Source organism: Pedobacter cryoconitis (genome assembly GCF_014207135.1).
Classification (GTDB): Bacteria; Bacteroidota; Bacteroidia; order Sphingobacteriales; family Sphingobacteriaceae; genus Pedobacter; species Pedobacter cryoconitis_D.
Genome location: NZ_JACHCC010000007.1, coordinates 46,526 through 59,182 on the forward strand (window position 1 = coordinate 46,526; position 12,657 = coordinate 59,182).

A 12,657-nucleotide genomic window follows, 5' to 3' on the forward strand; every position below is an offset into this window, starting at 1 on the left:
ATTATTAAATAGATAAATGAGTAAAATTATTGCATTGGCAAATCAGAAAGGTGGAGTAGGTAAAACAACTTCGTCTATTAATTTAGCCGCCAGCCTGGCCGTATTAGAATATAAAACTTTATTGGTAGATGCAGATCCTCAAGCGAATTCGACCTCAGGTATAGGGTTTGATCCCAGAAGCATCAAAAATAGTATTTATGAATGTATCATCAATGATGTAGAACCTTCAGAAGCTATTCAGAAAACAGAAACACCAAATCTCGATCTGTTACCAGCACATATTGACCTTGTCGGAGCAGAAATAGAAATGATCAATCTGACAAACAGGGAGTATAAAATGAAAGCTGTCCTGGAAAAAATCAAGGATCAGTATGATTTTATTATTATTGATTGTTCACCCTCACTGGGTCTGATTACAATCAATGCCTTAACTGCTGCGGATTCAGTAATCATTCCTGTTCAATGCGAGTATTTTGCATTAGAGGGGCTGGGTAAATTATTGAATACTATAAAAATTGTACAAAGCAGATTAAATCCGGAGCTGGAAATTGAAGGTATCCTGCTGACAATGTATGATGTACGTTTACGTTTATCTAACCAGGTGGTGGAAGAAGTGAGAACACACTTCCAGGAGCTTGTTTTTGAAACTATCATACAGCGGAATACACGTTTAAGTGAGGCACCGAGTTATGGGATTTCAGTCATCATGCATGACGCCAATTGTAAGGGAGCAATTAATTATCTGAATCTTGCCCGGGAGATTGTCCGTAAAAACGGAATGGTTAAAGAAACCCAGGGTTTGACTTCTGCAACTATTTAAATATAATTGAATGACATCTTTTCAGCGAAAAACAGGTTTAGGTAGAGGGTTAAGTGCGCTTTTGGATGATTCTGATTCGGCACATCCACCAAAAAATGCGATGAACCCGGTCAGTGAAACCGAACAGAAAACGCCAGCCAGCAATATTGGTCATATCAATATCAGTGATATTGCAACCAACCCATATCAGCCTCGTACTGAATTTGATCAGGTTGCATTGAATGAACTGGCTGATTCCATCAGGGTTCAGGGACTGATTCAGCCAATCACCGTCAGAAAGGCTGAGGGAGGAACTTACCAGTTAATCTCGGGAGAAAGGCGTTTAAGAGCCTCTAAACTTGCAGGATTAAGTGAAATTCCGGCTTATGTCCGTGAAGCCAATGACCAGCAGATGCTGGAAATGGCCCTGATTGAAAATATTCAGCGGGAAAACCTGAATGCAATTGAGGTTGCACTAAGTTTCCAGCGTATGCTGGAGGAATGTAATCTTAAACAGGAGCAGCTGGGGGAAAGAGTAGGTAAAAACCGCTCGACAGTGACCAACTATCTGCGTCTGCTGAAATTACCTCCTGCGATCCAGATCTCGATCCGGGATCAGAAAATCTCTATGGGACATGCACGTGCATTGATTAATGTAGAGGAAACAGATAAACAACTGTTCATCCATCAGGAAATTATTGATAAAGGCCTTTCTGTACGTAAAGTGGAGGAACTGGTCAGAAGTATCAACAGTTTACAGATTAAGCCAAAAGGGATGAAACAACCCCTGGGCGTATCTTTCGAATACCAGAAATTACAAAAGGACCTGGCTTCAAGATTTGCCACAAAAGTAAAACTTAAAGTTGGCGAAAACGGAAAGGGTGCTATTGAAATTCCCTTTGTTTCGGATGATGACCTGAGCAGAATTTTAGAATTATTAGATTGGTAATGCCAAAAATCTTACTGTTATCAGTTTTATTGTTCATTGCTGCGCTTGGAGCAAGTGGACAGGACAAATTCACTGTCAAAGGGGATAGTCTTAAACGTACCCCCGTAAAAACGGATACGGGGTATGTAAACCTGGGTAAAATTGCAGGTAGAAGAGCTGCGATCAGATCTGCAATCATCCCTGGCTGGGGACAATACGGAAACGGACTCACTATCTATCGTGGAATTAAAATTGCCGCTATTTATACAGGGGGAACGCTGCTGGCAATTTCCTATATACAGAATAATCAAAAATATCATGAATATCTTGCTGAGCTCCAATACAGGGCTCAATATGGTCAGTCTCCGGGAGGAAGTCCGCTTTTTAATATCGGGACCCAGGGTTTGCTGACTGCTAAAGATATATACAGGAGAAACAGAGAGGTCGTGATCTTCTCTTTCATAGGTTTGTATGCCGTAAATATTATAGAAGCTTATGTAGATGCGAGGCTTTCCTATTTTGATATAGGGGAGAACCTGGCTATCAAGATCTCTCCGACAGTAATCGGATCCAATACAATGTATGGGTATAATGCTTTTACGCCGGGCTTGAAGATCGCCTTTAGATTATAGATTTAAATATGCTTTACCATCCATCTTTATAAAATAAAAAATACATGAATATAGCTTTAATCGGTTATGGCAAAATGGGTCAGATCATTGAACGTTTTGCAATTGAAAGAGGACATGAGGTTGTCCTGAAAATTGGTATAGATAATCTGGCAGACCTTACGGTTTCAAATTTAAAAAAGGCTGATATAGCAATAGATTTTAGTACCCCTGACGCTGCTATCCGTAATATATATTTATGTTTTGATGCGAATGTACCTTTGGTTGTAGGAACAACCGGCTGGTATGGACAATTGCAGGAAATAAAGGATGAATGTGAACGTGGCAATCATACTTTGTTATACGGATCAAATTTCAGTATCGGGGTAAACCTGTTCTTTTATATCAATGAGATAATGGCAAAAGTGATGAACAACTACCCTGTATATGATGTGCAGGTTGAAGAAATTCATCATACACAAAAACTGGATTCTCCGAGTGGTACGGCTATGACAATAGCTGAGGGGATTATTGAGAATATAGACCGTAAATCTGAATGGGTAAACGAGCTGGATGGTGTTCCTACCATTGATGTGCTTAAACAAAACCAGGTACTGATTGCTTCACAGCGGATAGAGAATATCCCAGGTACACATACCGTGGTTTACAGTTCGGAAGTAGATGAAATAGAACTGAAACATACTGCTCATAGTCGTGCAGGTTTTGCCCTGGGTGCAGTTGTAGCCGCAGAATGGTTGCAAAATAAACAGGGTTTCTACAATATATCTGATATATTTAATTTAAAATAAGAAAAACATATGAATTGGAAGTTCTGGCAAAAGAATAAAGATACTGCGCCTAAAAAGAAGAAAACCAAAAGCAGGGAATGGTTTGATGCTGTTGTCTTTGCTGTAATTGCTGCTACTGTTATCCGCGTATTCTTTATCGAGGCTTATACGATTCCTACTGGTTCGATGGAGAGATCACTATTAATTGGTGATTTCCTTTTTGTGAGTAAGGTAAACTATGGTGCGAGGATACCCATGACACCAGTTGCTTTTCCTTTCGCACACCATACGATGCCAATTACTGGTACAAAGGCATATTATGATGGAATACAGTGGAAATACCGCAGATTACCGGGAATGCAGGATATTAAAAGAAATGATGTAGTCGTTTTTAATTTTCCTGATGGAGATACGGTAGCTCTGGAAGCGCAGGACAGGGATTACTATGATATGGTCCGTTCGGTAGGCAGACAGGCTGTTCATAACCAGTATACGATTGTCAGCAGACCGGTAGATAAGAGAGAAAACTATATCAAACGTTGTATCGGTATCAGCGGTGATATTCTGAGTATGTCAAACGGACTGGTTTCGATCAATGGAAAACCTGAACCAATGAAAAACACCGGACAGATCGATTATCTGGTGAAGTTCAAGACCAGCGATGTGAATTTCCAGGTTTTCGAAGAGATGGGTTTTGTGATAGACAGGGATATCAGTGCAATTTCTCAGGATAGCTACAATTTTGTAGGTACCCCTGAAATGATGGAGAAGGTTAAAAAATTAGACTTTGTAGCTGCTGTAAATACACGTACTGCCGTACCTGGTGCAGCTGAACCAAATGTTTTTCCTCAGGATCCAAACAGAAAATGGAATGCGGACAACTGGGGGCCGGTTCAGATACCTAAAAAAGGATGGACAGTCAAACTGGACAGCGCGTCGATGCCTTTATATCAGCGTGCTATTACTATCTATGAAGGTAATAAACTGGAAAAAGTTGCTGGTGGATGGAAGATTAACGGAGTCAAAACCGATAGTTATACTTTCAAAATGGACTATTACTGGATGATGGGCGATAACAGACATAATTCACTGGATTCCCGTTACTGGGGTTTTGTTCCTGAAGATCATGTGGTTGGTAAAGCATTGTTTATCTGGATGAGTTACGATACTAACGGATCTTTCTTTAGTAAAATCAGATGGAACCGTTTGTTTAGGGGTATTCATTAGATCCCGCCGGATTTTCCGGAATAAAAAAAGAGGTAAACAGTTTATAAACTGTTTACCTCTTTTTTTATGTTATAGTCTGTCAATCCGGAGTTTGTCGGCCAGTTCATTCAGGTCGTTGACCACTGCTTCTACCAATGGTATTCCCGACACTTTACGTTCCTGCTCAAAAGCATATTCAGGTTCTCCGGGAATAATTACGCTTTTGGAAGGGTCTATGGTTTTAGCACTTTTAAAGCGTTCAATCCAGTTATCGAGGTGAGCTTTGAAGTCGGCTGCGGGACGGAACCCATCAATCCGCATCGCGCCAAAGAAATGTCCCAGGCCTTCGCCTACAGGATTTTTCGACGGTTCAAGGAAGGCGACAAAAGGAGGAACCCAGGGCCCATAATTAGCACCCGAGAGAACCGCAGTCAGAATATCAACTGTTGCACTCAATCCGTAGCCTTTATGACTCCCGTGATCTTTATCGCTGCCTAAAGGAAGTAATGAACCCCCGTTTTTTAAAGCATTAGGATCAGTAGATCCATTGCCATCCTGATCCTGGGCCCAGCCTTCAGGAATAGGTTGATTTGCTCTTTGTGCAATTTCAAGTTTACCATTAGCTGCTGCTGCGGTAGCCATATCTACGACTACCGGAGGGTATTTTCCTGCCGGGAAGGCATAACACATCGGGTTGGTCCCTAATAACCTTTCATTTGCATAGGTAGGGGCAACCAGCGGACTTGCATTAGTCATACTGATGCCAATCATATCTTTTTCGACAGCCATCAATGCATGATAACCTGCAATTCCAAAATGATTTGAGTTTTTGACGGCTACCCATCCACTGCCATATACAGCCGCTTTTTCCATCGCCACTTTCATCGCAAAAGGGGCCACCACAAGACCAAGACCTGCATCTCCGTCTATGGTTGCAGTTGTAGGGGTTTCGTGGACTATGGTAATGTTTGGAGTGGCATTGATCCGTTCTTTTTCCCAAAGACGGATATATCCGCTGAGGCGGGCTACACCATGAGAATCTATCCCTCTGAGATCAGAGCGTAGTAATACATCTGTGGCTAAATCCGCATCTGCGGAAGGACAACCCATTTTTAAAAAGACACTTCTGGTGAAATTCCGTAAACGTGTTTCCGTAAAAGTATAAAAAGTCATCTGGATCGGTTAAGCGTATAATACCGTAAATTTATAATCAAGCGGTTTGAATGCGGACAATAGGCTTTCAATAAAATCTTCCCCGTAAAGTACATACATCGGAGCGATATTTAATACACGTTCCTGTAATACTCCCGATGGAAATAGTTTGTTTTTCAAGGCATCAATCTGCTGTAATGAAGTTGTATGTTTACGTTTTTCTGCACGTAAAAGTTTTTTCTCCAGATTGGTAACCAGTTTCAGGGCTTTCGTTTTGGCGCCTTCAGCCGACATAGATAAAGTTTTATCAATCTTATAAGAGTTTAATTTGATCTGGTCAAAAATAGCTCTTATAGCACGTTGTTCGTCATCCAGACAAAGCGAATCACCCACGTGGGCCTTAATCCATTGGTTTTTTAGTTGTTCATCACTATTAAACAGGGTGATCGGACTAATGTCAAGAATCTGCATTTTTCTTGCGCTTCTGTCGTCAATGACCAATGCCGAGTTCCTTAAGATCAGGACAGGATAAAAAACTTTGTAAAAATCAAAATTGGCCTTTAACTGGAGCCAGTAGGTCACTTCTGCGCCACCTCCGATATAAGCCAGGTTCGGAAGGATCAGCTCCTGATAAACCGGACGCATAACTACGTTTGGACTGAAGCGCTCGGGATGGGTATCTATTTCTTGTTTTAAAGCCTCTCTGGTAAAGCTGATGTCCGTATTGAGTACCTTATAAAGGTTATCTTCTTCTACGATACGTTCACGCAGCTGGTCATCCATATAGAAGAAATTAATCTCTCTTGGATTTACCTGTGGTTTATAGCCCTTTGACTCCAGGGCAGCACTGCTGGCATTGATTTGGGTAAAACTGTTCTGAGCTGTAATATCCTGATAGATAATATCAGCAAACTGGGTTTTTAGGGCTGAATCATCCGCGTCTATACAAACCAGACCCTTTTTACCAAATAAAGCATCTACCAGCTCACGCGTAGCATTAGCCAGTGTCTGATTCGAGGTATAGGCTTTTTCAATTGCTTTGGAGAATTCAGTACCGTTTTCACTAATGCCAAGATAACCTTTGTAAGCTGTCAGTGCATCTGTTATATCGGATGTGTTTAATCTTCCGGTAGCACCTGCCGCATTTTTTTTCCAGGTCAGGAGCTTGTCCTCTACTTTCACATGATTGATTTCTTCAAAATCATGGTCTTCTGTTGCCATCCAATAGACAGGTATGAAGTTATAATCAGGAAAACTTTTTTTGAGATCGGCCGCCAGTTTGATTGCTGTTACAATCTTATAGATAAAATACAGTGGGCCTGTAAATATATTAAGCTGATGACCCGTTGTAATGGTAAACGTGCGGTCATCAGCTAATAAGTTGATATTTTCTTTGACTAAAGCAGAAGGCTGAATATGCAGGTACTGCTTTTGCAGACTGCGAACCAGTAAACTCCGGTCACCGGAATACTTCCGGTCTTCAATAGCTTTCTTAAAGCCTTCCGTAGTAGGGGAGTACTTGTAAAAAGACTCCAGGTTATCTTTCCCATCTATGTAATCCAGGACTACTGATGAAAAAGCATGTGTTTGCTGATAGGAGATATACTTAGCCTGCATTGCTACGAAATTAAGTTATTAAACCATAATTCAGCACACTGCAATATTATTTTACAATTTGTCCATATAGATCAAAATCTTCTGCACGATCGATAGCTACATTTACAAAACTACCGTTAGCTGCATAGCCTGTGTTTGCATCGATTAAAACCTCATTATCAACCTCTGGAGAGTCAAATTCAGTACGGCCAATAAAGAAATCACCTTCTTTACGGTCTACCAGTACCTTGTAGGTTTGGCCTACTTTTTCCTGATTAATTTCATAAGAAATTCCCTGTTGAAGCTCCATGATCGCATCGACACGTTCCTGTTTTACTTCATCAGGTACATCATCCACCAGATTGTGTGCATGTGTTTTCTCCTCGTGTGAGTATGTGAAACAACCTAATCTGTCGAAACGCGTATCTTCAACCCAACGCAGCATCTCTTCAAAGTCTTTTTCAGTTTCGCCCGGGTAACCACAGATTAATGTCGTACGCATAGCAATTCCAGGAACTTTATCCCTGATCTGATTGACGATGTCGATAGTCTTCTGTTTGGTGATTCCACGACGCATCGATTTTAGCATATTGTCTGTAATATGCTGTAAAGGCATATCCAGATATTTGCAGATATTCTCTCTTTCGTTCATGGCATCCAGGATTTCCATAGGGAATCCCGAAGGATAGGCGTATTGCAACCTGATCCATTCAATACCATTAATGTCCGAAAGACGTCTTAATAATTCATCCAGATTACGTTTACCGTAAATATCCAGCCCGTAATAAGTCAGGTCCTGCGCAATAAGAATCAGTTCTTTAGTTCCGTTTGCTGCTAATATTTTAGCTTCTTTAACCAAAGCTTCCATTTCAGTAGATACGTGTTTACCACGCATTAATGGAATTGCACAGAAAGAGCAGGGGCGGTTACAGCCTTCTGCAATTTTGAAATAAGCAAAATGTGAAGGAGTAGTCAGTAGTCTTTCTCCAATCAGTTCATGCTTATAATTTGCACCTAATGAATGTAGTATATTTTGTAAGTCGTTAGTCCCGAAAAAGGCGTCAACGTTTTTGATCTCTGATTCCAGCTCTGGTTTATAACGTTCAGAAAGACATCCGGTTACAATTACCTTGCTGATTTTACCTTCCTCTTTTAACTGGCTGTACTGAAGGATAGTATCAATAGACTCCTGTTTTGCATTGTCAATGAAGCCGCAGGTATTGATTACAATAATATCGTCCTTATTGATTTCGTTAGCCTCATGAACTACATTTAAGCTATTCCCTCTTAATTGACCCATCAAAACCTCAGAATCGTAAATATTTTTGGAACAACCCAAGGTAATTACATTGATTTTTGGTTTTTTAACTGGGATAATTTTAGAAGTTGTTTTTGTGTTCATCTTGTATGTATATATATGCTCAGCGCGGAAATCTTATTTAAAGAGGCCGTCAACAAAAGCTTTTTTATCAAATAATTGAAGGTCATTCACACCTTCACCTACCCCGATGTATTTAACAGGGATTTTAAACTGATCAGAAATACCAATCACTACGCCACCTTTAGCTGTTCCGTCCAATTTAGTAATCGCCAATGCGTTTACATCCGTTGCTTCTGTAAATTGTTTACACTGCTCAAATGCATTTTGTCCGGTTGATCCGTCCAGTACCAGTAAAATTTCATGTGGTGCATTAGGAATTACCTTTTCCATCACTTTCTTAATTTTACCAAGCTCATTCATTAACCCGATTTTGTTATGCAGTCTTCCTGCAGTATCAATAATGACTACGTCTTCTCCGTTTGCTACAGCAGACTGTATCGTGTCAAAAGCTACTGAAGCAGGATCGGAACCCATAGCCTGGGCAACAACCCTGACACCAATGCGTTCACCCCATAACTTGATCTGTTCAACGGCAGCAGCTCTGAAAGTATCTGCTGCACCCAATACAACTTTTAACCCTTCGGCTTTAAGTTTATGGGCAAGCTTGCCAATGGTAGTCGTTTTACCTACACCATTTACACCAACCACCATGATCACATAAGGTTTATGGTCTCCGTATTCGAAATTGCGGAAATCATTACTGTTATTTTCAGCCAGCAAAAGCTGGATCTCATCCCGGAGAATCAGATTCAATTCGGAAGTGGACAAATATTTGTCTTTTGCCACTCTGTCCTGAATCCTTTCGATGATTTTCAGTGTAGTCGTAACGCCGACATCCGACGTAACGAGTACTTCCTCCAGATTGTCCAGAACATCGTCATCAACGGTTGATTTTCCTGCAACAGCTTTGGTGATTTTGTTAAGAAACCCAGTTTTAGTTTTCTCTAAACCCTTGTTTAATACTTCCTGAGCTTCAGGAGCAGTTTCCTTTTTCTTGAAAAAATCGAATAGTCCCATAGAAATGTAGATGAAAACAAAAAAAGCCCTCCCATGAATATAGGGACGGCTTTAATATCATTAAATATTAAAATTACTTGCCTTCAATAGCATCTTTAACGTGATCGTTATGAACGATAACTTCTTTAAAAGAATAAGCACCAGATTTTGGTGATTTAGTCATCGTAATAACTTTTGAATATTCTTTACCTTTACCCGTTTTAAGGGTTGCAACTACCTTTTTTGCCATGATCTAAATAGATTGGAAATGTATTACTTAATTTCTTTATGTACAGTTACTTTCTTCAATACAGGATTGAATTTTTTCAATTCTAATCTCTCAGTTGTATTTTTACGGTTTTTTGTAGAGATATATCTAGACATACCAGGCATGCCGCTAGTTTTATGCTCTGTACATTCTAGAATAACTTGTACTCTGTTACCTTTTTTTGCCATTTTATTAATAATTTAGTTGATTCACATCAACAATGTTTTTACAAAAATCCTTTTTTTACGAAACGGTTAATAGCTTCAGTAATACCAACTTTATTGATGGTTTTGATAGCTGAAGTAGAAACTTTCAGTGTTATCCAACGGTCTTCATCAGGAATATAAAATTTCTGAAGTTGTAAGTTGGGATAAAACTTACGTTTAGTTTTAACGTTTGAGTGAGAAACATTAAAACCACTCATAGCCTTTTTTCCGGTTAAATCACAAACTCTAGACATGCCTTTAATATATATTGTTAAATTGTTCTTCGCTTAATTTTTTAAGAGTGTGCAAATATCACGAAAATATTTGTAACGATCAAGAGTCCATGCGATTATTTTTCAAATTTTACAGATTCTCTCCTGCTCCTCTCCGGACAAAGATACACAAATACCTCAGAAATGCGAATATCAGGGGATTCATTGGCCTGATGCCCCTTAATGTAATTAACAATGTACATATATTTTGTACTAAGAATATTTATATCATCTTCAAATAATTTATATTAGCTTAAAAAATCCCCAAATATATTATGCAAATCAAATCTTTAGCCGAGTACGAAGAAACCTACAAGTTCAGTGTTGATCATCCAGAGGAGTTTTGGGCAGGAATAGCCGAGAATTTTCTATGGAAAAAGAAATGGGATAAGGTATTATCCTGGAATTTCACTGAACCGAAGATTAAATGGTTCGAAGGCGCAAAGTTGAATATTACCGAAAATTGCCTTGACCGTCACCTTGAAAAAAATGGTGATAAACCAGCGATCATCTGGGAATCAAATGATCCGGAAAAGCCAAGTGTAACCTTAACCTACAAAATTCTTCATGAGCAGGTATGTCGTTTTGCCAACGTGCTGAAGAAAAATGGTGTTAAAAAAGGTGATCGTATTTGTATTTATATGCCAATGGTGCCTGAGCTGGCTATCGCTGTATTAGCATGTGCCCGTATTGGAGCAGTGCATTCAGTCATATTCGGTGGTTTCTCTGCGAAATCTATCGCAGACAGAATCAATGACTCTGCCTGTAAACTGGTTATCACTGCTGATGGGTCTTTCCGTGGAAACAAACAGATTCAGCTTAAAGAAGTAATAGATGATGCACTGATCGGGTGCCCTACTGTAGAAAAAGTGATTGTATTAACGCATACAAGAACACCTGTTTCTATGTTAAAAGGACGTGATCTGTGGTACGAAGATGAGATTAAACTGGTAGATACAGTTTGTCCGGCTGAAGAAATGGATGCTGAAGATATGCTGTTCATCTTATATACTTCGGGTTCTACCGGGAAACCAAAAGGTGTTGTGCATACAGTAGGCGGATATATGGTTTATGCCGGATACACTTTCTCTAATGCATTCAATTATCAACCGGGTGAAGTGTTTTTCTGCACCGCGGATATCGGCTGGATTACAGGTCACTCTTATATCGTATATGGCCCGCTTTCTCAAGGGGCAACCACACTTATATTTGAAGGTATCCCCACTTATCCTACGCCTTCAAGATTCTGGGAAATTGTAGAAAAACATAAGGTTAACATTCTATATACTGCGCCAACGGCAATCCGTTCGCTGATGAGTTTTGGAACAGAGCCACTAAACGGGATAGATATGAGTTCTCTGCGTGTGCTTGGATCGGTAGGAGAACCTATTAATGAAGAAGCATGGCACTGGTTTGATGAAGAAGTAGGACATAAAAAATGCCCTATTGTCGATACCTGGTGGCAGACGGAAACCGGCGGATTGATGATTTCACCAATTGCCTTTGTAACTCCGTTAAAACCAGCCTGTGCAACTTTACCTTTACCTGGAGTTCAGCCCCTACTGGTAGATGAGCAGGGAAAAGAGATAGAAGGAAATGGCGTAAATGGTAATCTGTGTATTAAATTTCCATGGCCTGGTATGTTAAGAACGACTTATGGTGATCATGAACGTTGTAAACAAACTTATTTTTCTACCTACCCTGAGCTTTACTTTACAGGTGATGGATGTATGCGGGATGAAAACGGGTATTACAAAATTACCGGAAGGGTAGATGATGTAATTAATGTTTCGGGACATAGAATTGGTACAGCTGAAGTAGAAAATGCAATTAATATGCATGCGGGTGTAGTAGAAAGCGCGGTAGTCGGTTTTCCGCATGAAGTTAAAGGACAGGGAATATATGCCTTCGTGATTTATCCGAAAATTCATGATGAACCAGAGCTAACCAAGAAAGATATTCTGCAAACTGTAACCCGTGTAATTGGTGCGATAGCTAAACCAGATAAGATATTATTCGTGTCCGGATTACCTAAAACACGATCGGGAAAAATCATGCGCAGAATCCTTCGTAAAATTGCTGAAGGAGAAACAACCAGTCTGGGTGATACCAGTACTTTGCTTGACCCGGCAGTGGTAGATGAGATTATTGCGGCGGCTCAACAACTATAAGGAGTGCAATTCCTGAAAACAATTTTAAAAACCGGCTGTTCTTAACCTGAACAATTATTTATTTAAAACGGATACTATGGACAGTTTAGAGTTAAAAGGAAAATGGAACGAGTTAAAGGGAAAAGTTAAACAAGCATATGCTGAACTTACTGAAGATGATTTAAAACATGAAGAAGGTAAGGAAGATGAGCTTTATGGTAAATTACAACAGAAAACAGGTAAAACCCGTGATGAAGTAATTACCTGGTTAAAATCTCTTTAAGCTTATTAATATGAGAAAGGCCTC

Annotated in this window: 14 protein-coding genes; 7 read left to right on the forward strand and 7 right to left on the reverse strand. The window is 39.8% G+C overall.

The genetic code is table 11. The features are described from left to right. Window positions 1-16: 16 nt before the first annotated feature. From HDF25_RS13820 to lepB, 5 genes are read left to right on the forward strand one after another with little or no spacing between them, the layout of a single operon-like run. Window positions 17-820 carry a ParA family protein gene (locus tag HDF25_RS13820; RefSeq protein ID WP_184625660.1) on the forward strand — a complete coding sequence of 268 codons (804 nt, stop codon included), beginning with the start codon at window positions 17-19 and terminating at the stop codon, window positions 818-820. A 10-nt stretch (window positions 821-830) separates the two neighbouring features. Then, on the forward strand, window positions 831-1,748 hold the full coding sequence (locus HDF25_RS13825; protein WP_184625662.1) for a ParB/RepB/Spo0J family partition protein: 918 nt from the start codon (window positions 831-833) through the stop codon (window positions 1,746-1,748). After that, entirely contained in the window at window positions 1,748-2,359 is a 612-nt protein-coding gene (locus tag HDF25_RS13830; protein ID WP_184625664.1) for a DUF5683 domain-containing protein, read from the forward strand. The genes HDF25_RS13825 and HDF25_RS13830 overlap by 1 nt, the downstream gene beginning before the upstream one ends. 44 nt (window positions 2,360-2,403) lie before the next feature. After that, window positions 2,404-3,144 (forward strand): 4-hydroxy-tetrahydrodipicolinate reductase, encoded by a 741-nt coding sequence (dapB, locus tag HDF25_RS13835; protein WP_184625666.1) that lies wholly within the window; start codon window positions 2,404-2,406, stop codon window positions 3,142-3,144. A gap of 9 nt (window positions 3,145-3,153) precedes the next feature. After that, on the forward strand, window positions 3,154-4,350 hold the full coding sequence (lepB, locus tag HDF25_RS13840) for a signal peptidase I (protein ID WP_184625668.1): 1,197 nt from the start codon (window positions 3,154-3,156) through the stop codon (window positions 4,348-4,350). A gap of 69 nt (window positions 4,351-4,419) precedes the next feature. Here lepB and HDF25_RS13845 read toward each other — a convergent pair whose 3' ends face one another. The 7 genes from HDF25_RS13845 to rpmB form a co-directional block, all read right to left on the reverse strand. Next, entirely contained in the window at window positions 4,420-5,502 is a 1,083-nt protein-coding gene (locus HDF25_RS13845; RefSeq protein ID WP_184625670.1) for an Ldh family oxidoreductase, read from the reverse strand. A 9-nt stretch (window positions 5,503-5,511) separates the two neighbouring features. Continuing rightward, the gene (gene bshC, locus HDF25_RS13850) at window positions 5,512-7,098 is read right to left on the reverse strand and encodes a bacillithiol biosynthesis cysteine-adding enzyme BshC (RefSeq protein WP_184625672.1); all 1,587 of its coding nucleotides are present in this window, start codon (window positions 7,096-7,098) and stop codon (window positions 5,512-5,514) included. A 46-nt stretch (window positions 7,099-7,144) separates the two neighbouring features. Beyond that, window positions 7,145-8,479 (reverse strand): 30S ribosomal protein S12 methylthiotransferase RimO, encoded by a 1,335-nt coding sequence (gene rimO / locus HDF25_RS13855; protein WP_184625674.1) that lies wholly within the window; start codon window positions 8,477-8,479, stop codon window positions 7,145-7,147. A 33-nt stretch (window positions 8,480-8,512) separates the two neighbouring features. Further along, window positions 8,513-9,475 carry a signal recognition particle-docking protein FtsY gene (gene ftsY, locus HDF25_RS13860; RefSeq protein ID WP_184625676.1) on the reverse strand — a complete coding sequence of 321 codons (963 nt, stop codon included), beginning with the start codon at window positions 9,473-9,475 and terminating at the stop codon, window positions 8,513-8,515. A 73-nt stretch (window positions 9,476-9,548) separates the two neighbouring features. Next, window positions 9,549-9,704: a DUF4295 domain-containing protein gene (locus tag HDF25_RS13865; protein ID WP_184625678.1), complete on the reverse strand. Its 156-nt coding sequence runs from the start codon at window positions 9,702-9,704 to the stop codon at window positions 9,549-9,551. A gap of 23 nt (window positions 9,705-9,727) precedes the next feature. Then, the gene (gene rpmG / locus HDF25_RS13870; RefSeq protein WP_008242799.1) at window positions 9,728-9,910 is read right to left on the reverse strand and encodes a 50S ribosomal protein L33; all 183 of its coding nucleotides are present in this window, start codon (window positions 9,908-9,910) and stop codon (window positions 9,728-9,730) included. Between the two features lie 38 nt (window positions 9,911-9,948). Next, the gene (rpmB, locus tag HDF25_RS13875) at window positions 9,949-10,182 is read right to left on the reverse strand and encodes a 50S ribosomal protein L28 (protein WP_041887249.1); all 234 of its coding nucleotides are present in this window, start codon (window positions 10,180-10,182) and stop codon (window positions 9,949-9,951) included. A 293-nt stretch (window positions 10,183-10,475) separates the two neighbouring features. Here rpmB and acs point away from each other — a divergent pair, with 293 nt between their 5' ends. Together acs and HDF25_RS13885 are read left to right on the forward strand one after the other, a co-directional pair. Continuing rightward, the gene (gene acs, locus HDF25_RS13880) at window positions 10,476-12,371 is read left to right on the forward strand and encodes an acetate--CoA ligase (protein WP_184625680.1); all 1,896 of its coding nucleotides are present in this window, start codon (window positions 10,476-10,478) and stop codon (window positions 12,369-12,371) included. 76 nt (window positions 12,372-12,447) lie between these two features. Next, entirely contained in the window at window positions 12,448-12,633 is a 186-nt protein-coding gene (locus HDF25_RS13885; RefSeq protein WP_184625682.1) for a CsbD family protein, read from the forward strand. Window positions 12,634-12,657: the final 24 nt, after the last annotated feature.